Origin of the sequence: Pseudoduganella lutea (genome assembly GCF_004209755.1) — a bacterium.
In the GTDB taxonomy this organism is placed as follows: Bacteria; Pseudomonadota; Gammaproteobacteria; order Burkholderiales; family Burkholderiaceae_D; genus Rugamonas; species Rugamonas lutea.
This window is the reverse complement of record NZ_CP035913.1, coordinates 6,147,586-6,170,528: the sequence shown is the minus strand read 5'-3', so window position 1 is coordinate 6,170,528 and position 22,943 is coordinate 6,147,586. Positions and strand designations below refer to the sequence as shown.

20 protein-coding genes are annotated in these 22,943 nt (G+C 65.4%); 13 read left to right on the top strand and 7 right to left on the bottom strand.

What is annotated here, in order from left to right; all coding sequences use genetic code 11:
* Positions 1 to 42: 42 nt before the first annotated feature.
* Together EWM63_RS26070 and EWM63_RS26065 are read left to right on the top strand one after the other, a co-directional pair.
* Positions 43 to 651 (top strand): PH domain-containing protein, encoded by a 609-nt coding sequence (locus EWM63_RS26070; RefSeq protein ID WP_130189133.1) that lies wholly within the window; start codon positions 43 to 45, stop codon positions 649 to 651.
* A gap of 58 nt (positions 652 to 709) precedes the next feature.
* Positions 710 to 1,306 carry a hypothetical protein gene (locus tag EWM63_RS26065; protein WP_130189132.1) on the top strand — a complete coding sequence of 199 codons (597 nt, stop codon included), beginning with the start codon at positions 710 to 712 and terminating at the stop codon, positions 1,304 to 1,306.
* Positions 1,307 to 1,358: 52 nt separating this feature from the next.
* On the opposite strand, the gene EWM63_RS26060 is transcribed toward EWM63_RS26065, so the two are convergent.
* The 6 genes from EWM63_RS26060 to gcl all read right to left on the bottom strand — a co-directional run bounded on the left by EWM63_RS26060 (position 1,359) and on the right by gcl (position 8,435).
* Positions 1,359 to 1,892, bottom strand: coding sequence for a GNAT family N-acetyltransferase (locus tag EWM63_RS26060; protein ID WP_207221157.1), 534 nt, complete (start codon positions 1,890 to 1,892; stop codon positions 1,359 to 1,361).
* A 163-nt stretch (positions 1,893 to 2,055) separates the two neighbouring features.
* A complete protein-coding gene (gene pyk, locus EWM63_RS26055) occupies positions 2,056 to 3,471 on the bottom strand; it encodes a pyruvate kinase (RefSeq protein WP_130189131.1) in 1,416 nt (471 codons plus the stop codon).
* Positions 3,472 to 3,566: 95 nt separating this feature from the next.
* A complete protein-coding gene (locus EWM63_RS26050) occupies positions 3,567 to 4,829 on the bottom strand; it encodes a glycerate kinase type-2 family protein (RefSeq protein ID WP_130189130.1) in 1,263 nt (420 codons plus the stop codon).
* Positions 4,826 to 5,728 carry a 2-hydroxy-3-oxopropionate reductase gene (locus tag EWM63_RS26045; RefSeq protein ID WP_130189129.1) on the bottom strand — a complete coding sequence of 301 codons (903 nt, stop codon included), beginning with the start codon at positions 5,726 to 5,728 and terminating at the stop codon, positions 4,826 to 4,828. The genes EWM63_RS26050 and EWM63_RS26045 overlap by 4 nt, the downstream gene beginning before the upstream one ends.
* Positions 5,729 to 5,800: 72 nt before the next feature.
* Positions 5,801 to 6,577, bottom strand: a complete 777-nt coding sequence (hyi, locus tag EWM63_RS26040; RefSeq protein ID WP_130189128.1) for a hydroxypyruvate isomerase — start codon at positions 6,575 to 6,577, stop codon at positions 5,801 to 5,803.
* Between the two features lie 79 nt (positions 6,578 to 6,656).
* Complete coding sequence (gene gcl / locus EWM63_RS26035; protein WP_130189127.1) at positions 6,657 to 8,435, bottom strand: glyoxylate carboligase; 1,779 nt, start codon at positions 8,433 to 8,435, stop codon at positions 6,657 to 6,659.
* Between the two features lie 103 nt (positions 8,436 to 8,538).
* On the opposite strand from gcl, the gene EWM63_RS26030 reads away from it, so the two are divergent.
* The gene (locus EWM63_RS26030; RefSeq protein WP_130189126.1) at positions 8,539 to 9,453 is read left to right on the top strand and encodes a LysR family transcriptional regulator; all 915 of its coding nucleotides are present in this window, start codon (positions 8,539 to 8,541) and stop codon (positions 9,451 to 9,453) included.
* Positions 9,454 to 9,588: 135 nt separating this feature from the next.
* Here the strand turns inward: EWM63_RS26030 and EWM63_RS26025 are convergent, their stop codons facing one another.
* On the bottom strand, positions 9,589 to 10,422 hold the full coding sequence (locus EWM63_RS26025; protein ID WP_130189125.1) for a 3-keto-disaccharide hydrolase: 834 nt from the start codon (positions 10,420 to 10,422) through the stop codon (positions 9,589 to 9,591).
* A gap of 232 nt (positions 10,423 to 10,654) precedes the next feature.
* On the opposite strand from EWM63_RS26025, the gene EWM63_RS26020 reads away from it, so the two are divergent.
* The 10 genes from EWM63_RS26020 (at position 10,655) to EWM63_RS25975 (ending at position 22,365) form a co-directional block, all read left to right on the top strand.
* Entirely contained in the window at positions 10,655 to 12,268 is a 1,614-nt protein-coding gene (locus EWM63_RS26020; RefSeq protein ID WP_165390934.1) for an EAL domain-containing protein, read from the top strand.
* A 141-nt stretch (positions 12,269 to 12,409) separates the two neighbouring features.
* Positions 12,410 to 13,291 carry an AraC family transcriptional regulator gene (locus EWM63_RS26015; RefSeq protein WP_165390933.1) on the top strand — a complete coding sequence of 294 codons (882 nt, stop codon included), beginning with the start codon at positions 12,410 to 12,412 and terminating at the stop codon, positions 13,289 to 13,291.
* Positions 13,292 to 13,375: 84 nt separating this feature from the next.
* Positions 13,376 to 14,014 carry a gluconate 2-dehydrogenase subunit 3 family protein gene (locus tag EWM63_RS26010; protein WP_165390932.1) on the top strand — a complete coding sequence of 213 codons (639 nt, stop codon included), beginning with the start codon at positions 13,376 to 13,378 and terminating at the stop codon, positions 14,012 to 14,014.
* A 2-nt stretch (positions 14,015 to 14,016) separates the two neighbouring features.
* Positions 14,017 to 15,756 (top strand): GMC oxidoreductase, encoded by a 1,740-nt coding sequence (locus EWM63_RS26005; protein WP_130189121.1) that lies wholly within the window; start codon positions 14,017 to 14,019, stop codon positions 15,754 to 15,756.
* Between the two features lie 28 nt (positions 15,757 to 15,784).
* On the top strand, positions 15,785 to 16,639 hold the full coding sequence (locus EWM63_RS26000; RefSeq protein ID WP_130189120.1) for a sugar phosphate isomerase/epimerase family protein: 855 nt from the start codon (positions 15,785 to 15,787) through the stop codon (positions 16,637 to 16,639).
* A gap of 1 nt (position 16,640) precedes the next feature.
* Positions 16,641 to 18,131: a sugar ABC transporter ATP-binding protein gene (locus EWM63_RS25995; protein WP_130189119.1), complete on the top strand. Its 1,491-nt coding sequence runs from the start codon at positions 16,641 to 16,643 to the stop codon at positions 18,129 to 18,131.
* Positions 18,109 to 19,134 (top strand): ABC transporter permease, encoded by a 1,026-nt coding sequence (locus EWM63_RS25990; RefSeq protein ID WP_130189118.1) that lies wholly within the window; start codon positions 18,109 to 18,111, stop codon positions 19,132 to 19,134. Before EWM63_RS25995 ends, EWM63_RS25990 begins: the two co-directional genes overlap by 23 nt.
* A gap of 17 nt (positions 19,135 to 19,151) precedes the next feature.
* Complete coding sequence (locus tag EWM63_RS25985) at positions 19,152 to 20,114, top strand: substrate-binding domain-containing protein (protein ID WP_130189117.1); 963 nt, start codon at positions 19,152 to 19,154, stop codon at positions 20,112 to 20,114.
* Between the two features lie 11 nt (positions 20,115 to 20,125).
* Positions 20,126 to 21,181, top strand: a complete 1,056-nt coding sequence (locus tag EWM63_RS25980) for a sugar phosphate isomerase/epimerase family protein (RefSeq protein WP_130189116.1) — start codon at positions 20,126 to 20,128, stop codon at positions 21,179 to 21,181.
* Complete coding sequence (locus EWM63_RS25975; protein ID WP_130189115.1) at positions 21,178 to 22,365, top strand: Gfo/Idh/MocA family protein; 1,188 nt, start codon at positions 21,178 to 21,180, stop codon at positions 22,363 to 22,365. The genes EWM63_RS25980 and EWM63_RS25975 overlap by 4 nt, the downstream gene beginning before the upstream one ends.
* Positions 22,366 to 22,943 lie beyond the last annotated feature (578 nt).

Below are 22,943 nucleotides of genomic sequence, written 5' to 3'. Positions count from 1 at the left end.
TAATGTTAATGTTGCCGCTTTCACCAAAACGGGGATAAAACCATGTTCAAGAAATTCGCGGCGGATGCGCTGGGCATCAGTGATATCGGCGTGATCGTCGGGCCTGCCGACTACAACAAGGTCGATGCGGACGATTACCTGTTCAGCGAAGACGACGAGCAGATATTCTTCCTCATCAAGAGCAAGAAAGATGAGTACTGCTTCACCAACCTCGCGCTGATCCACGTGGATGGCGACTCGGCCGTGTCGTCGAAGCGTTCCATCAAACGCTACGAATATTCGTCGTTCCAGATCTCGGGTGTCGCCATCGAGACCGCCGGCACGCTGGACATGGACATCGAGCTGAAGTTCAGGATGGACGACATCGCATTTTCGATCGACGTGAAGAAAACGTTCATCGAGCAGCTGAAGGACATCTACAAGGCCCTGATCTCGATCGGCCGGCAGCAGCGCCGCGACGAGGTGTGCCGCAAGAATGCATTGCGTGCGCTGGAAGCGACGGCCTCCGTCCACAAGCTCAATATCGCGCCGGATGGCGGCAGCCTCACCACCCAGTTCAACGCGCTGCTGGCGGCACTGAACACGGCCGTCCTCGACACGCATACCAAGCGCGATTTCAGCGACGTCTTCACGAAATACATTCACAACTGATCGCGCTTCCGCCGGCGCGCATCGCGCTCGGCGGAATGCCGGTCAACCGGGGTTCAACATGAAACTGCTTTTCCTTGCGGCCGGCCTGGCTGCCAGCACCGCGGCGTGGACCGCACCCGCCACGCCCGCAGCACCCACCGCGCCTGCCGCATCCGTGCAGACGCGCGACGTACCGATCAACGTGTTCATGAAGGGCCGCCTGCCGCAGCCCATCGCGCTGAACGTGCCCGTGCCGGTCGAGTACGCGCAGTCGAACATCAAGAAGATCGGCTACTCGTACTGGATGCGACCGGCCGATTCGGCAAGGGCAACCGCCGAGAACCTGCCGGGCGCCAACGGCTATATGTACGGTTCGACGGCCACCGTGGTCACCTATGATGCGCGCTACAAGACCTTCTACGGCATCGACGACCCCGGGTCGTTGAACAAGCTGCGCGAATCGGCCACCAACGTCAAGGTCAGGCAGTTCAAGGACGCGAAGCATCCGGCCGTGATGATCTCGATGACCAGCCGCACCACCGGCCTGCCGGCCTATTTCATGTACATGTCCACCGGTGTGAAGAAAGACGTGTTCTTCCTGGTGCTGCGCGCACCCGACGGCCGCCCGGATATCGGGGACGCCGTGTGGGAAAAGCTGGCGGCGAACATCAAGTAGGCGGGCGCCGCGGCGGCTTTAGCGCTGCCCCTGTACTATCCGCACGCTGTCATCAACCCGCCAGATCGAGCTCGCGCACCATGTAGATGGCGCCATCGCCATAGCTGGCCAGCCGCGCCAGGTCGGCCTGGCCTGACGGCGCGCGGGCGTCATAGCCGCAACGCTCCCAGTACGCCCGCGAATCCTGCACCGACACGAGGGCGCTGTGGCGCAGCCCGGCGGCCCTGCCCTCTTCCCACACTGATTCGAGCAGCGCGCGGGCGATTCCCTGCCCCGCGCATGACGGCAGCACCGCCATGTCGTGCACGTACAGCGTATCGGCCGCGCCATGCGGCACCCCGAAGTCGCCGTGCAGCGGCGTGACCTTCCCAAGCAGCGAACGATAGGCCGCCAAGTAGGCGCACACCTGGCCATCGCGCTCCCACACGCGCGAGCAGTTGACCGGGCTGGCCAGCCGGCGCGCGTACACCTGCGCGCTCTCGATGTAGGCGGCGCCATAACAGGCTTGCTGGATGGCCAGGAGAGCCGGCAGGTCGCCAGCCCGCAGGGCGCGCGAAGCGCCGGGCAAGAGAGGAAAAGAAAACATGCGTTGCGAAATTTGGTGAGCCCGGGATGATACAGCGTCCGTACCGCACGCGGGCCGGACCCGCTAAAACCATGGGACGAAAAAAAAGGACAGGCCCCCGACCTGTCCTTTCCCCCATCTACAGCTACAGCTCTTTACAACAACAGCTCTTTACAACAACTTGTTACTCGACTCGTACGACGTGCAGCAGGTTGGTGCTGCCCGCGGCGCCGGACGGATATCCGGCAATGACGACCACGTCGTCGCCCGGCACGGCGAGGCCGCAGCGGACGGCGGCAGCCGGCGCGTCGGCGATCATGCCGCCCAGCGTCGTCGCCTCGGCGAACGACATCGGGTGCACGCCCCAGGCGATGGCCAGGCGGCGCGCGATAGCCGGTTGCGGCGTGAGCGCCAGGATCGGCGTGTTGGGCCGCTCGCGGCTGGCGCGCAGGCAGCTTGCGCCGCTCATCGTGTACGTGACCGTGGCGGCGGGCTTGAGTAGCCGGTCGACGCGGCGCAGCGCGCAGCAGATCGCATCCGCCGTCGTTGCCGTCGACGGCGAATGGCTGGCATCGAGACCGTCGCGCCACAGCGGATCCTGCTCCACCTCGGTGATCACGTTGTCCATCACGGATACCGATTCGACCGGGAACTGGCCCGAAGCCGATTCCGCGGACAGCATCACGGCGTCGGCGCCCTGGTAGATCGCGGTGGCCACGTCGGAGACTTCGGCACGCGTGGGCACTGGCGATGCGATCATCGATTCCAGCATCTGCGTGGCAACGACGACCGGCTTGCCGGCTGCCCGCGCCGCATGCACGATGCGCCGCTGCAGCACCGGCACCTGGTGGGCCGGCAGTTCGACGCCCAGGTCGCCCCGCGCCACCATGATGCCGTCGGACAGCGCGACGATGCCTTCCAGCGCATCGATGGCGGCCGGCTTTTCCAGCTTGGCCATGATCCAGGCCTTGTCGCCGATCAGCGCGCGCGCCTCGGTGAGGTCTTCAGGGCGTTGTACGAATGACAGCGCTACCCAGTCCACTCCCAGCTCCAGGCCGAACGCCAGGTCGGCACGGTCTTTTTCCGTCAGCGGCGAGATCGGCAGCACCACGCCGGGCACGTTGACGCCCTTGCGGTCGGACAGCACGCCGCCCGTCAGCACAGTGGTCTCGGCATGTTCGGCGCTGCACGCATCGACGCGCAGGCGCAGCTTGCCGTCATCGAGCAGCAGGTCGGTGCCCGCTTCCAGCGCGGCGAAGATTTCCGGGTGCGGCAGGTTGGCGCGCGTCGCGTCGCCCTCCGCCGGATTCAGGTCCAGCCGGAACTTCTTGCCTTCCGTGAGCTGCACCTTGCCGCCGGACAGGCGGCCGATGCGCAGCTTCGGCCCTTGCAGGTCCATCAGGATGCCGATCGGACGGCCGATTTCCTTTTCCACGTCGCGGATCGTGCGATAGCGCTCGGCGTGGTCGGCATGGCTGCCGTGGCTGAAGTTCAGGCGGAAGACATCGGCGCCGGCCTTGGCCAGCGCGTGAATCGATTGGTACGTGGAACTGGACGGCCCGAGGGTAGCCAGAATCCGTGAGCGGCGCTTGCGCAGCATGCGTTCTCCAAATATTTTTATGCGTTCAGGACATCGGAAACCGGGGCTGCGGCATCGCATCCGCGAATTTGCCGCCCCGTTGTTACAGCCCGCTGTTACACCAGCAGGATTGCCCGGAAGTCGTTGACGTTGGTAAGGGTGGGCCCGGTGATCAGTGCGTCGCCCAGGGCGCCAAAGAAACCATGCCCGTCATTGTTGTCCAGGCTGTCGCGAGGACGGATGCCGCTGGCCCAGGCGCGTGCCAGCGTGTCCGGGCCGATGAAGGCGCCGGCCACTTCTTCGGCCCCATCGACACCATCGGTGTCGGCGGCTACGCCGTGCACGTCGGATGCGCCATCGAGCGCGATCGCGAGGGCCAACAGGAATTCCACGTTACGGCCACCGCGGCCATTGCCGCGCAGCGTCACCGTGGTTTCCCCGCCGGACAGCAGCACGCACGGCTTCGGCACGGGCTGGTCGTGGCGATGAACCTGCAGTGCGATGCCGCCCATCACGCGGGCCACCTCGCGCGCTTCGCCTTCGATGCTGTCGCCCAGGATCACGGGCGTCACGCCGGCGTCGCGGGCCACGGCGGCAGCCGCTTCCAGCGCCTGTTGCGGCGAGGCGATGATGTGGGTGGTGACGTTTTCCAGGCGGCGGTCGCCCGGCTTGATCGTTTCGCCATCGCCGCTTTCCAGCAGGCGGCGCGCGCCGGCGGGTAGCTCGATGCCGTAGCGCTTGACGATGTCCAGCGCGTCGGCGCAGGTCGTCGCGTCGCCCACGGTCGGACCGGAGGCGATGTCGGCCGGGTGGTCGCCCGGCACGTCGGAAATCAGGAGATTGACCACGCGCGCCGGGTAGCAGGCCGCTGCCAGCCGGCCGCCCTTGATGGCGGACAGGTGGCGGCGCACGCAGTTCATCTCGGTAATCGTGGCGCCCGAGGCCAGCAGCGCGCGGTTGATCGCCTGCTTGTCCTCCAGCGTGACGCCCTCGCCCGGCAGCGGCAGCAGCGAAGAGCCGCCGCCGGAGATCAGGCAGATCACCAGGTCGTCACTCGTCAGCCCCTGCACGGCGCCGAGGATGCGCTCGGCCGCGATGCGGCCGGCCGCGTCGGGCACCGGGTGCGCCGCCTCGAGGATCTCGATGCGTTCGCACGGCACGGCATAGCCGTAGCGGGTCACGACGATGCCGTCGATCTTGCCCGGCCAGTTTTTTTCCAGCGCCTGGGCCATCGCCGCCGACGCCTTGCCGGCGCCAATGACGATCGTGCGGCCCTTGGGCGCGGGCGGCAGGTACTTGCCGATGGTGAGCGATGGCTGCGCCGCGTTCACGGCGGCGGTAAACATTGCCCCTAACAGTTCACGCGGCGCGGCGATCATTTCGAGTTCCCTGCCTGCTGGCCGATCTCGAAGTTGGCCATCACTTCCAGGGCACGGACCATGGCCGAGTGATCCCAGTTACCGCCGTCGCGCGCGGCGCAGGCGTTGAACAGTTCCTGCGCGGTCGCCGTGTTCGGCAGCGACATGTTCAGCTGGCGTGCGGTCGTCAGGGCCAGGTTCAGGTCCTTGCGGTGCAGGTCGATGCGGAAGCCCGGATCGAACGTGCGCTTGATCATGCGCTCGCCGTGGACTTCCAGGATGCGCGAGGCAGCGAAGCCACCCATCAGCGCTTCACGCACGCGGGCCGGATCGGCACCGGCCTTGGCGGCCAGCAGCAGCGCCTCGCCGACCGCTTCGATGGTCAGCGCCACGATGATCTGGTTGGCCACCTTGGTGATCTGGCCGTCGCCGTTGCCGCCCACCAGCGTGATGTTCTTGCCCATCAGCTGGAACAGCGGCTTCACTTTCTCGAACGCTTCCGGGCTGCCGCCGACCATGATCGTCAGCGAAGCGGCCTTGGCGCCGACTTCACCGCCGGACACGGGCGCATCCAGGTATTCGCAGCCCAGCGCGTTGATGCGCTTGGCGAAATCCTTCGTGGCGACCGGCGAGATCGAGCTCATGTCGACGACGATCTTGCCGGCGGTCAGGCCTTTCGACAGGCCGTGCTCGCCGAACAGCACGTCTTCCACGTGCGGCGTATCCGGCACCATCACGAAGATGATGTCGGCGGCCTTGGCCACGTCGGTACCGCAGGCGCACACGTTGGCGCCGGCTTCGATCAGGTTCGACGGGGTCGGGGTCTGCGAGTACGTGAACAGGGTGTTGCCGGCGTCCGCCAGGTGTTTCGCCATCGGGGTGCCCATGATGCCCAGGCCGATGAATCCGATATTTGCCATGATGTTCTCCTCTGTGTTCTCTTCAGTTGTCCGGGGTACTGCTATGTGTAGTGCGTGTACTGCGTGTATTGCTTACTTCACGTCCTGGAGCCAGCTCAGGCCTTCGCGCGTGTCGCCGGCGGGCTTGTATTCGCAGCCGATCCAGCCGTCGTAGCCGATCTTGTCGATGTGGCGGAACAGCCAGCCGTAGTTGATTTCGCCGGTGCCCGGTTCATTGCGGCCCGGGTTGTCCGCCACCTGGATGTGGCCGATGCGGTTCAGGTGCCGTGTCAGCGTGGCGCCCAGTTCCCCTTCGGTGCGCTGGGCGTGGTACACGTCGTACTGCACGAACAGGTTGTCGGAGCCCACTTCGTCGAGCAGGCGCAGCGCCTGTTCCGTGCGGTTCAGGTAGAAGCCGGGAATGTCGTACGTGTTGATCGGCTCGACCAGCAGGCGGATGCCCGCTTCCTTCAGCTTTGCCGCCGCGTAGGCCAGGTTGTCGACCACGGTCTTGCGCAGCACTTCCTCGGAAACGCCGGCCGGCGCGATGCCCACCAGGCAGTTCACGGTGCGGCAGCGCAGCGCGGTCGCGTATTCGATCGCCCGGTCCACGCCTTCGCGGAATTCTTCCACGCGGTCCGGATGGCAGGCAATACCCCGCTCGCCCTTTTCCCAGTTACCGGCTGGCAGGTTGTGCAACACCTGCGTGAGGCCGTGCTGTTCCAGCTGCGCCGCCAGTTCTTCCTTGGCGAACGGGTACGGGAACAGGTACTCGACGCCCTTGAAGCCCGCGTCGGCGGCGGCCTTGAAGCGTTCCAGGAACGGCAGCTCGTTGAAGAGCATGGTCAGGTTGGCTGCGAATCTTGGCATGTGGTTCTCCTTGTTTGCTCGTGCAATGCTTGTTGCTTGCAGCCCGGCACCTTGCCGGGCTGTGCTTCCGTTACGTCGCTTACTTCAGGCGCGGCTTGACGGCGGTCGGTGCATCGCCTTCTTCCGTGGCCAGCGCCTCGAACTCGTTGATGGCGTTGATCTCGGTGCCCATCGCGATGTTCGTGATACGTTCCAGCATGATCTCGACCACGACCGGCACGCGGAATTCCTTCATCAGCTCGCGGGCCTTGGCGAATGCCGGCTGGATGTCGGCGATTTCACGGACACGGATCGCCTTGCAACCCAGGCCTTCGACGACGGCCACGTGGTCCACGCCATACACGCCCAGTTCCGGCGCGTTCACGTTCTCGAACGCCAGTTGCACGCAGTAGTCGATGTCGAAGTTGCGCTGCGCCTGGCGGATCAGGCCCAGGTACGCGTTGTTGACGACGACGTGCAGGTACGGCAGGTTGAATTGCGCGCCCACGGCCAGTTCCTCGATCATGAACTGGAAGTCGTAGTCACCCGAGATGGCGACGACTTGGCGTTCCGGATCGGCTGCGCACACGCCCAGCGCGGCGGAGATAGTCCAGCCCAGCGGGCCGGCCTGGCCGCAGTTGATCCAGTTGCGCGGCTTGTACACGTGCAGGAACTGCGCGGCGGCGATCTGCGACAGGCCGATCGTGCTGACGTAGCAGGTTTCCTGGCCAAACGCCTTGTTCATCTCTTCGTACACGCGCTGCGGCTTGATCGGCTCGTTGTCGAAGTGCGTCTTGCGCAGCATGGTGCGCTTGCGTTCCTGGCACTCGGCGACCCATTGCGAACGGTCCGGCAGCGCGCCCAGCGCGTCCAGGCCGCAGGCCACGTTGATCAGCTGGTCCAGCGCGGCGCCGGCGTCGGAGACGATGCCGTAGTCAGGGCCGAACACGCGACCGATCTGCGTCGGTTCGATGTCGATGTGGACGAACTTGCGGCCTTCGGTGTACACCTCGACGGAGCCCGTGTGGCGGTTGGCCCAGCGGTTGCCGATGCCGATGACGAAGTCCGATTCCAGGATCGTCGCGTTGCCGTAGCGGTGCGACGTCTGCAGGCCGGCCATGCCCGCCATCAGCGGGTGGTCGTCCGGCAGCGCGCCCCAGCCCATCAGGGTCGGGATGACCGGCACGTTCAGGATCTCGGCGAATTCCTGCAGCTTGGCTGCCGCGTCGGCGTTGATCACGCCGCCGCCGCACACGATGACCGGGCGCTTGGCCGCGTTCAGCATTTCCAGTGCTTTTTCAGCCTGGGCACGGGTTGCCTGTGGCTTGTAGGCCGGCAGGCTTTCGTACGTTTCCAGGTCGAATTCGATTTCAGCCATCTGCACGTCGAACGGCAGGTCGATCAGCACGGGGCCTGGGCGGCCCGAACGCATGATGTGGAAGGCTTGCTGGAACACGCGCGGCACCAGCGCCGGCTCGCGCACCGTGACGGCCCACTTGGTGACCGGCTTGGCGATCGACTCGATGTCGACGGCCTGGAAGTCTTCCTTGTACAGGCGGGCACGCGGTGCCTGGCCGGTAATGCAAAGGATAGGTATCGAATCGGCCGACGCGGAATACAGGCCGGTGATCATGTCGGTACCGGCAGGGCCAGAGGTGCCGATGCACACGCCGATATTGCCTGCCTTGGCGCGGGTGAAGCCCTCGGCCATGTGCGAGGCGCCTTCCACGTGCCGTGCCAGCACGTGCTTGAAGCCGCCTTCTTTCTTCATTGCCGAGTACAGTGGGTTGATAGCGGCGCCCGGTACACCGAATACCGTGGATACACCTTCTTTACGCATCACTGCTGCTGCTGCATCGATCGCTCTCATGCGGGCCATGCTCGTCTCCTGGGGGTTAATGTCAATGGTCCCAGCATACGGAGATGGCGCAATCTGTTGAATTGCTGCTAGTATTCGATCAGTCGATACTTGGAGTATGCAATTGGACCGTTACACAGAAATTCGCAGTTTCCTGCTTGTCACCGAAAAGGGCAGCTTCGCCGCTGCCGCCGTCGCAGAGGGCGTGACGCCCGTCGTCATGGGGCGCCGCCTCGATGCTCTCGAACGCCGCCTCGGCGTGCGCCTGATGCACCGCTCCACGCGGGGTCTCACATTGACCGCGCTGGGCGAACAATTCATCGAACCCTGCCGCCAACTGTTGCGCGATTTCGACATTGCCGAAAACAGCATCAGCGCCGGCCGCGCCACGGTGCGGGGCCACCTGGTCGTCTCCGCGCCGGCCGCCTTCGGCCGCTCGCACGTGGCGCCGCACGCGCCGGCGTTCCGCTCGCACCACCCGGAACTGAAAATGTCGTTCAACCTGACCGACAGCGTGGTGGACCTGGTGCGCGAAGGCTATGACATGTCGATCCGCATCGGCGAAGTCACCGACCCGAACTACGTGGCCGTGCCGCTGTTCCCGAACCGCCGCGTGGTATGCGGCACCACCGCCTACTTCGAACGCCACGGCATCCCCCGCACACCGGACGACCTGGTGCGCCACAACTGCCTGGCCTTCAACCTGCAGGGTGGCCAGCAGCGCGGCTGGATCTTCCATAACGAAGGAAAACCGTTCGCCGTGCGCGTGGATGGCGACCTGTCCTGCAACGACGGCGAACTGCTGTTCGACTGGGTCAAGCAGGGCCTGGGTATCGGCTGGCGCTCGACGTGGGAAATCCAGTCCGAGCTGAAACGGGGCGAACTCGTGACGGTGCTCGACGAGTATGCCGTGCCGAGCTACCCGATCCAGGCAGTCTACCCGCAGCAGCGCTACCTGCCGGCCAAGATCCGGCATTTTATCGATCACCTGAAGAAGGTGTACAACTCGCCGGGGTATTGGGAAAAAGCGCGCAACTGATTCACCCCAACAAAACTGGGGACGTACCCCTGTTTCTGGGAAACAGGAGGCCAGTCAAGCGAAACAGCCTATTGGAATCTTTCCGGGAAACAGGGGTACGTCCCCTGTTTGTGGGAAACACCCCTGTTTTGCTGATCAGTATTTCGCCACCGCAGCCGGCCCGTCGAGCTGCTTCACGACGATATTGCGATAGAAAGTCTCCGCCCCCTCGGACTGGATCTGGAATTTTCCGCGTGCCAGTGGCACGGTCTTGCCATCGACCTTCTGCAGCGAATTCTCGCCGCGGAAGACTTCATGGCCGTTGACGATGTGGATGAGTGTCTTGCCGTCGGCGATGACTTCCATCGTGTTCCACTGGCCCGACGGTTTTTCGTAATTGCCCTTCTTCAGGATGCGGGCAGCGAGGCCGGTGCGCAGCGGCTGCGATGGTTCATAGCGGAAAAACTTCCAGTCGCCCTGGTTCGCATCGCCCACGCGGGCGTCGACGGTCACGCCATCGAGGCTGTGGTAGTCGCCGCAGTCGCCTTCCTGGATCTGGAATTCGTGGCTGCGCATCCAGTGGCCGCTTTGCGCGCCTTCCGGGCCGACCGCGTAGTACAGCAGGCCGCTGTCGCGCGGCGCGTCCAGCCGCGGGAACCATTTTTTCTCGCCCCACTTGAAGTCGAACTTCAGGTGGAAGTTCGCGTACTCGCCCGTCGTAGAGACGCCGCCCCACTCCTCGCCGGACACGCGCAGCATGCCGTCGACGACCGAGAACACCTTTTTCGGATCGTTGTTCGCGCCGCGGATCGTGGTGGGCGTCTTCATGTTGTCGGACGTGGGCTGCATGCTGACCCACGTGGTCCAGCCGCTCAGGTCCTTGCCATTGAAGAGCGGTTTCCACGCGCCGTCGGCGGCACCGGCGTGGCCGGCAAAGGCGATCGCGGCGGTCATCAGGCCCAGGCGGGCGGTATGGAGCAGGAAGGTCATCGGTGTCTCGCTTTATTGTAAATGGTAGCGCAATCTAGCATGGCGCCGGCGTGGCTGGATAGCACGGAATCGGCAGGCACGGCGGCGCGCATGCGCATGAACGCGGAGCGCCGGCGGGCATAACCGCGCGGCCCCGGCCGGCACTTCCCACTATACTGGCGCCCGGATATCGACGATGCGCCGGTGCCGCACCAGCGGGTGCAGGCAGGGCGCGCGGGAGGGGCGAACCCTGATGAAGAACGTGCTGCGGAACCGTTTCCTGCTTGCCTGCACGATTCTGGCCGCGCTGGGCGCGCTGCTGGCGCCCCCGTGGCTGGCGTGGCGCGAAGCCGATCGCCATGCCTACGCCACGCAGGCCGACCTGGCTCTGCGGTATGCGCGCCAGGTGGGACACCGGGCCGACGAGATGGTGCGGCAATCGCTGGGCGGCATCCGCCAGCTGGCGCAGTCCCGCGACGCCCCGTGTGCCTCCGGCCAGCTCGCACTGATGCGGCGCATCGACCTGACTTCGACCTATATCCAGACCATCGGCCACGTGCGCGACGGCGTGATCCGCTGCTCATCGCAGGGGAATACGCCGATGCCGCTGGGAAATCACATCCTCCGTGCCTCCGATGGCCTGAAGGTCTATTCCCACGTTCCCGTCGAAGGCGATACCACGACACGCATGATGGCGATCGAGCGCGACGGCTATGTGGCCCTGCTCCACACCGACCTGCCGCTCGATGCCAGCAGCGCCATTCCCGGCATGTCGCTGGCGGCGCTGCACCTGGAACGCCGGCCCGACGAACCGTTGTCGATGTCGACCGGCTTTGTCGACCGGGCGTGGCTCAAGCGCCTCGGAAACCGGCGTGAAGTCACCTTCACGGATGGCCGCTACCTGGTCGCCGTGACCCGGTCCCCGCTGTTTCCATCGGCCGGCGTGGCGGCGCTGCCGCTGGCGGACCTGCCGGCCCACCGCCATGTCGTCGCACTGCGGCTGGTGCCGGCCGGTGTGGTGGCGGGCATCGCGATGGCCGCGGCCCTGCTGTTGCTGGCACGCAAGCAGACATCGCTCGCCACCGCATTGCGCAAGGGGTTGCGCGACAACGAGTTCTTCATGCTGTACCAGCCGGTCGTCGCATTGCAGTCGGGCCAGTGCGTCGGTGCCGAGGCGCTGCTGCGCTGGCGGCGGTCGACCGGGGAGCTGATCGGCCCCGACGTCTTCATTCCGCTCGCCGAGCAAACCGGCACGATCACGGCGCTCACCGCGCGCGTGCTCGAGCTGGTCGAGCACGATACGCGGCATTTCCTGGCCGCGCACCCGGCATTCCACGTGGCGGTCAATGTTTCCACGACAGACCTGGAGTCCGATCCGATCGTCGAACTGTTCGACGCCATGCTGGCGCGCGGTGGCATCGTGGCCGCCAACCTGGTCGTGGAAATCACCGAGCGGGGCATCCTCGACATCGAGGCCGCGCGAACCGTCATCGGCGCGCTGCGCGCACGCGGCATCAAGGTGGCGATCGACGATTTCGGCACCGGCTACGCCGGCCTGTCCTATCTGGAATCGTTGCACGTCGACGCGCTGAAGATCGACCGCTCGTTCATCGAAGCGATCGGCACCACGGCTCCCACCAACCAGGTGGTCAGCCATATCATCGCGATGGCTTCGGCGATGCGGCTGGTGATGGTTGCCGAAGGCGTCGAAACGCCCGCACAGGCCGATTACCTGCGCACCTGGAAGGTCGAGTATGCGCAGGGCTGGCTGTATGGCCAGCCGCAGCCTTTCGAAGCCGTGGCGGCGCTGGCGACGAGCGGGGCCACCCTCGCCCCCCGGTTCGCGGGCGCCGCCGCAACCTCGTAGCACCGCTGTTCATCGGCGTCGAAGCCACCCGGCCCCACGGGGACCCGCGCCGAATTCGTTATAAATTTTTCCGATTTTCTGACACGCCGAAAATTACCGGAATGCTACTATCCGGACATAATGAAAACGGAGACAGCCGCGATGAGCACGATCGTCATTGGCAGGGGTGTGGTGGTATCGCAGGGCACGCCCGAGGAACGCCCGCAGGCAGGCCCCGATGCCCGCGCCGGCACCGGCACACGGGCGGAATGTGCCAATTTTTTCGCCGCCCACGGGATCTCCAAACCCAGTGCGTTGTTCGACACGCTGTCGGACATGTACTACTTCGCCAAGAACAAGGCGGGCCAGTTCGTGTGGGGTAACCGCCTGCTTCAGGAGCAGCGCGCGAAGGGGAATGCGCATCCGGCCGACGTCAACGACATCCTCGGCAAGACCGACCACGATTTCTTCCGCCGCGACATCGCCGACCGCATCCGCGCCGACGACCTGTCGGTGATGGAACGGGGCGTCACCGTGAAAAACAAGCTCGAAGTGCTCGGCAGCGAGAGCGGCGAACTGACCTGGCTGTTCACGACGAAGGCGCCACTGCGCGACCGGCATGGCGACATCGTCGGCATCGAGGGTTTTTCACGCGATGCCAAGCGCTCGCAGGACGTCATCGCACCCTTCCACGAATTCCGCGCCTGCATCGAATACCTGCAGGCACACCTGATGGAAAACGTCAGCATCGAGCACCTGGCCCGGCTGTCGTGCATGTCGCTGTCCACGTTCGAGCGCAAGTTCAAGCAGCACTTTTCCCTGACACCGAAGCAATACATCCTGCACCTGAAAGTGCACGAGGCATGCCGCCTGCTGCCCCAGGTGAACAATATCGCCCGCGTGGCGGCCGAAACGGGCTTCGGCGGCCAGAGCTACTTCACCAAGCAATTCCGCACCGTGGTCGGCATCACGCCGAAGCAATATCAGTTGTCCCTGGTCGGACGCGCCCCCGGCGCGCGCCGGTCCCGCATCACCCCGCCCTGACGCCACCGCAGCCGCAATGGCAATGCCAGTTGCGCGATGCCGTCCGAGCAGAGCTTGAAATCGTTGTCTTATTGGAGGAGACGCATGTTCCATCAAGGTGAACAAGGGCCGCAAGAGCCCGCCGAAGCAGGACCTGAAGCACGACACGAAGCACGACCTGGAATCCGGCACGACAATGCGCGCCGCTCCGCCCTGCTGCGCATCGGTGCGTTGTGCGGGATAGCGCTATCCGGCGACATTCTCGCCGCCGTGGCGGCCCCCGGCAAGAACGCCGCACCGGAACTGCTCACGCGCGACGAACTCGCGCTGACGGCCGTGCTGGCCGAACTGATCATTCCGCAGACGGACACCCCGGGTGCACTGGCCGTGGGCGCGCACCGCACGATCGACCACCTGCTGAAGGCCTGCGTGCCCGATCGCGACCAGATCGCGTTTCGCGCCGGACTGGCGCGCATCGAGTCCCTGGCCCAGGCGAAGGGCGGCAAGCGCTTCGGCGCCCTGTCCCAGGCGCGCCAGGTGGCGCTGCTGCATGCCATCGATACCGGTACGGCGCCGTTCAACGCCGAGGACATGGGGTTCTTCCGCCGGCTGAAAGGCTACGTGGCATTCGCCTACTACACGTCCGAGGCGGGCGCATCGAAGGAACTGACGTACCTGCCCTTCCCCGGCGGCTATACCGGCAATGTCAAGATCAACCGATCCACGCGCACCTGGGCACTCTGAACATGGAACCTGTCTCGTCGTTTTACATCAAGAACAGCCCGGAAACGTTCGACGCGATCGTCGTCGGCTCGGGCATCACGGGCGGCTGGGCCGCCAAGGAACTCACGGAACGCGGCCTGAAGACGCTGATGGTCGAACGCGGCCGCCCCGTCGAACATGGCGTCGACTATATCGGCGAAAACAAGGACCCGTGGGTGATGCCGAACCGCGGCAAGGTCGACGCGAAAGTGGCCGAGGAACAGTTCTTCAACCAGAAGATGTGCTACGCGTTCGACGAGCACACGCAGCAGTTCTTCAACAATGACCGCGACATGCCGTATTCCACGCCCGAGGGCCGGCCCTTCAGCTGGATCCGCGGCAACCAGCTGGGCGGCAAGTCGCTGATGTGGGCGCGCCAGTCCTACCGCTGGAGCGACCTGGATTTCGAGGCGAACCTGAAGGATGGCCACGGCGTGGACTGGCCGATCCGCTATGCCGACATGGAATCGTGGTACAGCCACGTGGAACGCCACGTGGGCATCAGCGGCAGCCGGGAAAACATGGCCGTGCTGCCGGACAGCGAATTCCTGCCCGCGTTCGACTTCAACACGGTGGAACTGGCGCTGAAAAAACAGTTCGACGCGAAGTATGCGCCAGCGCGCATGATCATGGGCCGCACCGCCAACCTGCGCACGCCGGGCGAAACGCAGCTGGCGCAAGGCCGCGGCCAGTGCCAGGCGCGCAGCCAGTGCCACCGCGGCTGTTCGTTCGGCGCGTATTTTTCCACGCAGAGCTCCACGCTGCCGCCGGCGGTCGCCACCGGCCGGCTGCGCATCGCCACCGACAGCATCGTGCACAGCGTGATCTACGACGCCAGGACGAACCGTGCGACCGGGGTGCGCATCATCGATGCCAACACGATGGAAATGCGCGAGTTCCACGCCAAGGTGGTGGTGCTGTGCGCCTCGACCTTGGGCTCCACGGCGATCCTGCTGAACTCCACGTCCGAAGCGTTCCCGAACGGGCTCGCCAATTCCTCCGGCGTGCTGGGCCACTACCTGATGGACCACCTGTTCGGTGCCGGCGCCAGTGGCCGGATCGAAGGCTTCGAGAACGATTACTACCAGGGCCGCCGCCCCACCGGCCCCTACATCCCGCGCTTTCGCAACGTGCTGGAAAAACACGAGAAATTCCTGCGCGGCTATGCGCTGTCCGGCGGCGCGGGCCGCGCGGGGTGGACGGCCGCGGCGGGCAAGCCCGGCTTCGGCAAGGACTTCAAGGCCATGCTCAGGAAGCCCGGCGCCTGGCATTTCGGCCTGGGCGGCCAGGGCGAAATGCTGCCCCGCTACGAGAACATGGTGAGCCTGCACTCGACGAAGAAGGACAAATGGGGCATGCCGCTGCTGCACATCGATTGCAGCTATTCCGACAACGACCGCAGGATGCAGGAAGACATCGCCGATACGGCGGCCAATATCCTGGAGGACCTGGGCCTGAAGGACATCAGCAAGCACATCAAGTCGCTGGAAGACTGGCCGCCCGGCCTGTCGATCCACGAGATGGGCACGGCGCGCATGGGCCGCGACCCGAAGACCTCGGTGCTGAACGGCTTCAACCAGGCGCACGACGTGCCGAACCTGTTCGTGACGGATGGCGCGGCCATGGCTTCGTGCGCATGGCAAAACCCGTCGCTCACCTTCATGGCGATGACGGCCCGTGCCTGCGCCTACGCGGTGGACGAGCTGAAAGCCGGCCGCATCTGATTACCCGCCCCCACATCACGGAGACAACATGAAAAAGATCAAACTCACGGCGCTGCTGGCGCTGGCCACCGCAGCATGGGGTAACCTCGCGTTCGCCCAGGCGACACAGCCGCGCCTCGGCGTGCAGCTGTGGTCCGTCAAGGACGAAATCAAGCAGGATTTCGAAGGCACGCTGGCGAAGATCGGCAAGCTGGGCTTCCAGGGCGTGGAATTCGCCGGCGAGTTCGGCCCCTACAAGAGCAACCCGGCGGGCCTGAAAGCCTTCCTGGACAAGAACAAACTGCAATGCGCCGGCGCGCACATGCATTTCGACGCGCTGGCCGACGCGAAGTTCGAGGCCACCACCGCGTTCTACAAGACGCTGGGCTGCTCGAACCTCGTGATCTCGATGGATGAACGGGGCAAGACCACCGAAGGCAGCACGGAGATGAGCAAGCAGCTCACTGCCTTGTCCGGCAAGCTGGCCGGCAAGGGCATGCGCATCGGCTACCACAACCACGCCGAGGAATTCGCCGGTGCCGTGGGCAGCACGCCGTGGGATGTAATCGCGAAGAACACGCCGAAGTCGTCGATCATGCAGCAGGACGTGGGCTGGACCACCTATGCGGGCAAGGATCCGGTCGAATACGTGCAGAAGTATCCGGGCCGCACCACCACCACGCACTTCAAGGCGAAACTGGCCGACGGCGCGGCCGGCACGCCGATCATCGGGCAGGACAAGACCGACTGGGCGGGCCTGGCGCGCGCCGTGCGCCAGGTCGGCGGCACCGACTGGATCATCATCGAGCAGGAAGAGTACCCGAACGGCATGGGCCAGCTGGAAACCGTGGCCGCGTCGCTGAAGGGCCTGCAGGCCGTGCTGGCGAAACTGCCGAAGCAATAACATGAGCCTTTCCGTACGTTTCAGCCACGTCGTCAAGGAATTCGGCCCCGTGCGCGTGCTGCACGGCGTCGACTTCGCGCTCGAGGCGGGCCGCGTCGTGGGCCTGCTGGGCGAGAACGGCGCGGGCAAGTCGACGCTGATGAAGATCCTGGCCGGTTACGAGCGCCCCACCGGCGGCCAGCTCCTCGTCGACGGCATCGAGCGCCACTTCGCCAGCGCGCGCGATGCCGAGGCGCTCGGCATCGCGCTGATCCACCAGGAATTCAACCTGGCCGAGCACTTGTCCATCGCGCAGAACATCTTCCTGGGCCACGAGAAAACGCGCGGCTGGCTGCTCGACCACCGCGCGATGGCGCGCGATGCGGCGCAGTACCTGGAACAGGTGGGCCTGGATGTCGATGCGAACACCCGCGTCTCGGAACTGATCGTCGCCGAAAAACAGCTTGTCGAAATCGCCAAGGCCCTGTCGCGCAAGGCGCGCCTGCTGATCATGGACGAGCCCACCGCCACGCTGTCGCCCGGCGAAACGGCCAAGCTGTTCACGCTGATGGCGCGGCTGAAGAGCGAGGGCGTGACGATCGTCTACATCTCGCACAAGCTCGACGAGATGGAAAAGCACACCGATGAAGTGGTCGTGATGCGCGACGGTAAATTCGTCACGCGCGCCCATACGGCGGACGTGACGCGCCAGCAGATGGCCAACCTGATGGTGGGCCGGGACGTCTCCGACATGTTCCTGCCGAAGGCGCCGCCACCCGCGAGCGCCCCGGTGCTGCTGGGTGTATCGGGTCTCACCGTGCCGGGCTGGGTCGAGAACCTGGGCTTCGACGTGCGCGCCGGCGAGATCCTCGGCTTCGCGGGGCTGGTCGGCGCCGGCCGCACCGAGGCGTTCGAAAGCATCGTCGGCCTGCGGCCCCGCAGCGCCGGAACAGTTGCAATCGCCGGTCAAAGCGTGAAAATCCGCAGCCCGCGCGAGGCGATGGAACATGGCCTCACCTACCTGAGCGAAGACCGCAAGGGCAAGGGATTGCACATGGACCTGGGGCTGCGCGAGAACCTGACGATGATGACGCTGGAACGCGATGCGAAACCCTGGGTCGACACGAAGGCGGGCCGCGCCGCGCTGGACCAGGCGATCGCCGATTTCGGCATCCGGCTGCGCGACCCGGACTGCGTGGCCCGTTCGCTGTCCGGCGGCAACCAGCAAAAGCTCGCGCTGGCGAAATACCTGCGGCCCGGCCCGAAGGTCGTGGTGCTGGACGAACCGACCCGCGGCGTGGACGTGGGCGCCAAGCGCGACATCTATGCGCTGATCCACCGCCTGGCCGCCGAGGGCCGCGCCGTCGTCGTCATCTCGTCCGAACTGATCGAACTGATCGGCCTGTGCCACCGCGTGGCCGTGCTGCACGGCGGCCGGCTCAACGCCGTGCTCGGGCCGGACCAACTCACCGAAGAAAACCTGATCTCCCATGCAACCAACACCCACCACTGAGCGCAGCCCCGGCCAGCCCGCCCTTGCCAGCCTGTTTTCCCGCGCATCCGGTCGACTCAAGGGCGCGGGCCCCGTCATTGCCCTGATCCTGCTGTGCATCGCCGGGGCGTTGCTCAATCCCGATTTCGCCACCGTCGACAACCTGATGAACGTGCTCACGCGCACCGCCTTCATCGGCATCATCGCCGTCGGCATGACGTTCGTGATTGCCTCCGGCGGCATCGACCTGTCCGTCGGTTCGATGGCGGCGCTGATCGCCGGCGTGATGATCGTGGCGATGAACGCCCTGGCGCTGGGCACCAGCCCGCCCTCCCCGCTGGCGACCGTGGTGCTCGGCATTGCGCTGGCCCTCGCGTTCGGCGCCGTGGCCGGCGGCGCGCACGGCTTCCTCGTCACGCACGGCAGGATCGAACCGTTCATCGTCACGCTCGGCACGCTGGGCATCTTCCGGGCCGTGCTCACGTGGCTTTCCGACGGTGGCGCGATCACGCTGGACTACAACCTGTCGGAAACGTATGGCCCCGTGTACTACCAGAGCCTGCTGGGCATACCGATCCCCGTATGGATCTTCGCGCTGGTCGCCGTCGCCGGCGTCGTGATCCTGAACCGCACGCCGTTCGGCCAGCACGTGCAGGCCATCGGCTCGAACGAACAGGTGGCGCGCTATGCATCGATCCGCGTGGACCGCGTGAAAACCCTGACATACCTGCTGCTGGGCGTGTGCGTGGCCATTGCAACCATCCTGTACGTGCCGCGCCTGGGTTCGGCGACGCCGACGACCGGCATCCTGTGGGAGCTCGAAGCCATCGCCGCCGTCGTCGTGGGCGGCACGTCGCTCAAGGGCGGCTCCGGTCGCATCATGGGCACCGTGATCGGCGCGATCCTGCTGTCCGTGATCGGCAATATCCTGAACCTCACCAGCATCATCAGCGTGTACCTGAACGCCGCCGTGCAGGGTGTCGTCATCATCACCGTGGCCTACCTGCAGCGTGGCCGCCGCTAGTCTTTAAAGGAATCGTCATGCATCTACTGAACAAAATCACTGTCGCCTGCCTGCTGGCCGGTGCCGGCCACGCGCTTGCGGCACCACCGGCTGCAGCACAACCGGTTACGCTGGGCGTGGCCATCCCGACCGCCACCCACGGCTTCACCGGCGGCATCGTCTGGTGGGCCAACCAGGCCAAGAAGGAGCTGGAAGCGGCGCATCCCGGCCTGAAGGTCATCGTCAAGACGGCCGGCAGCACGCCGGAACAGGCGAACCAGGTGCAGGACCTGCTGGTGGTGAACAAGATGAACGCGCTGGTGATCCTGCCGCTGGAATCGGCATCGCTGACGCAGCCGGTCGCGCAGGTGAAGAACAAGGGCGTGTACGTGACGGTCGTCGACCGTGGGCTCAGCAGCCCGTCCGCGCAGAACGCCTATGTGGCCGGCGACAACACGGCCTTTGGCCGCCTGCCCGCCGAGTATCTGGCGAAAAAGCTGAACGGCAAGGGCAATATCGTCGTGTTGCGCGGCATGCCCAGCACGATCGACAACGAGCGCGTGAACGCCTTTAACGCCGAGATCGCGAAGCATCCCGGCATCAAGGTGCTCGATGCCAAGTACGGCAACTGGAACCGCGACGATGCGTTCAAGGTCACGCAGGATTACCTGACCCGCTTCAAGGCGATCGATGCCGTGTGGGCGGCCGACGACGACATGGCCATCGGCGCGCTGAAGGCCATCGAGCAGGCGAAACGCACCGACATCAAGGAAGTGTTCGGCGGCGCGGGCGCCAAGTTCGCCGTCAAGAAGGTGATCGACGGCGACAAGCTGATCCAGGCGAACGTCTCCTACTCGCCGAAGTTCATCTACGACGCGATCAAGATGACGGCCAACGCGCGCCTGAAGGGCGAGACGCTGCCGGCCAAGACGATCATCCCGTCGGTACTGATCACGCGGGCGAACGCCAGCCAGTTCTATTACCCGAATTCTCCATACTAAGAAAGCTCAGCATGAAGACCATCAAGGGACCGGCGATCTTCCTCGCCCAGTTCATGGGCGGCGAAGCGCCGTTCGACACGCTGGCCGGCCTGGCCGGCTGGGCGAAAGGCCTCGGCTACGAAGCCGTGCAGTTGCCGACCGACCCGCGCCTGATCGACCTGGACAAGGCCGCCGACAGCCAGACCTATTGCGACGAGATCACCGGCGTGCTGGCCGAGCACGGGCTGAAGATCACGGAACTGTCCACGCACCTGCAAGGCCAGCTCGTCGCCGTGCATCCGGCCTACGACAAGCTGTTCGACGGTTTCGCGGCGCCGCACGTGCGCGGCAATGCGCAGGCGCGCCAGGAATGGGCCGTGGGCCAGGTGAAGGCGGCGGCGAAGGCCTCGCGCCGCCTCGGCCTGACTACGCACGCCAGTTTTTCCGGCGCCCTCGCGTGGCCCTACCTGTATCCGTGGCCGCAGCGCCCGGCCGGCCTCGTCGAGGAAGCGTTCGGCGAACTGGCGAAACGCTGGAAGCCGATCCTCGACGTGTTCGATGACGCCGGCGTGGATGTCTGCTACGAGCTGCACCCCGGCGAAGACCTGCACGACGGCGTGACGTTCGAACGCTTCCTGGCCGCCACCGGCAACCATCCGCGCGCCAACATCCTGTACGACCCGAGCCACTTCCTGCTGCAACAGCTCGACTACCTGGCGTTCATCGACATCTACCATGAGCGCATCAAGGCCTTCCACGTGAAGGATGCGGAATTCCGGCCCGATGGCCGGCAAGGCGTGTATGGCGGCTACAGCGGCTGGGTGGAGCGCGCCGGCAGGTTCCGCTCGCTGGGCGACGGGCAGATCGATTTCACGGGCATCTTCTCGAAGCTGGCGCAATACGACTACACGGGGTGGGCCGTGCTGGAATGGGAGTGCTGCCTGAAGCATCCGGAAGATGGTGCCCGCGAAGGCGCGGACTTCATCCGCCGCCACATCATCCGCGTGGCCGAACGGGCCTTCGACGACTTCGCCGGCAGCGGCACCGACCAGGCCGCGCTGCGCGAGCTGATGGGGATCGCGGCATGAGCATCATCAAGACCCAGGCAGGAACCACGGCGCTGCCCCGCAAGCTGCGCCTCGGCATGGTCGGCGGCGGCGACGGTGCCTTCATCGGCGCCGTGCACCGCATCGCGGCCCGGCTGGACGACTGCTATGAAGTCGTTGCCGGCGCGCTGTCCAGTAATCCGGAACGCGCGCTGGCCAGCGGCACGGCGCTGCGCTTCGATCCGTCGCGCTGCTACGCCGACTACCGCGAGATGGCCCGGGCCGAAGCCGCTCGCATCGATGGCATCGATGCCGTGGCGATCGTCACACCGAACCACCTGCATGCGCCGGTGGCCACGGCATTCCTCGAAGCGGGCATCCACGTCATCTGCGACAAGCCGCTGGGCATCGCCACCGCCGAGGGCGAAATGCTGGCGGCCCTGGCCCGTGAGAAAAACCGCGTGTTCGCGCTGACCCACACGTACACGGGCTACCCGTTGGTGCGGCATGCGCGCGAACTAGTGGCGTCCGGCGCGATCGGCGACGTGCGACTGGTCCACGTGGAGTATGCGCAGGACTGGATGGCCGAGGCGGGCCCGCAAAGCGAAGCGTTCCAGCGCACGAACTGGCACAACGATCCCGAGCGCGCCGGCCCCACCGGCTGCACGAGCGACATCGGCACGCACGCGTTCCACCTCGCCGGCTTCGTCTCCGGCATGCAGCCGAACGAGCTGCTGGCCGAACTGCACTCGTTCACGCCGAACCGGGTATTGGACGACCATGTGCAGATGATGCTGCGGTATCCGAACGGCGCGCGCGGCATGCTGTGGTCGAGCCAGATGGCCACGGGCTGCGAGAACGCGCTGAAGCTGCGCGTGTTCGGCACCAAGGCCAGCCTCGCGTTCGACCAGGAAAACCCGAACGAACTGTGGCTCACGCCGCAAGGCGGCAGCGCCGAGCGGCTCACCCGGGGCCGCGTGCGCGGCGCGGCGGCCGAACATGCGACGCGCGTGCCGTCCGGGCACCCCGAAGGCTACCTGGAAGCGTTCGCGCAGCTGTACCGGGATGCCGCCGCCCGCATCCACGCGGTGAATGCCGGGCTGCCCGTGCCAGCTGAAACAGCCGGCCTGCCGACCGTGGACGATGGCGTGGCGGGCATGCGGTTCATCGATGCAGTGCTGGAGAGTGACCGGGAGGGCTCGCGCTGGGTGGCGTTACGGATGTAATCGTGACTGCCTCGCTGTTTTTGGCAGCAGGCAGTGGGCGCCGGGTAGTTGGCGCCGAGTAGTTGGCAGTGCTGAGCTGGCGGCATCGACGGGGCGGCGATCCGCCGGCAGAAAAACAGCGAGCAGGAAAACCATGGGCGACGGATTTTCTAAAGCGAACTAGCCGCTCGCGCTGAACCTTTAGTCATCGATATATACGGGGATTCTTGTGGCCGGTGGCCGGCGGCGGCAAGTGGCAGTCGGGCTCGGCCACCTTGCGAAGGCGATCTGGCGGCCTCAAGCGCAGTGGCAGTGGCTACTTGCTGCCTATATATGCATGGTTCCGCCCTCACGGCTCGCGCCTCGTTCGTTCTCGGACTGCCTGCCGTTTGTCTCGCCGGTTTCACGTTTTTCCCAGCAAATCAACACATTGCAACACACCGGCGAGGCACCTGCGAGACATATCGAAAGCAAACGAGGCGCCCGCGCTGAGGCCCCAACCATCGGTATATTCCCGGCTTCGCGCGGCCGGTGTCAGGCGGGCTCGAAAGGGCGTTGCCGGTGTAACGCGGCAACGCCCTTTTTGGCTGGCGGAGTCT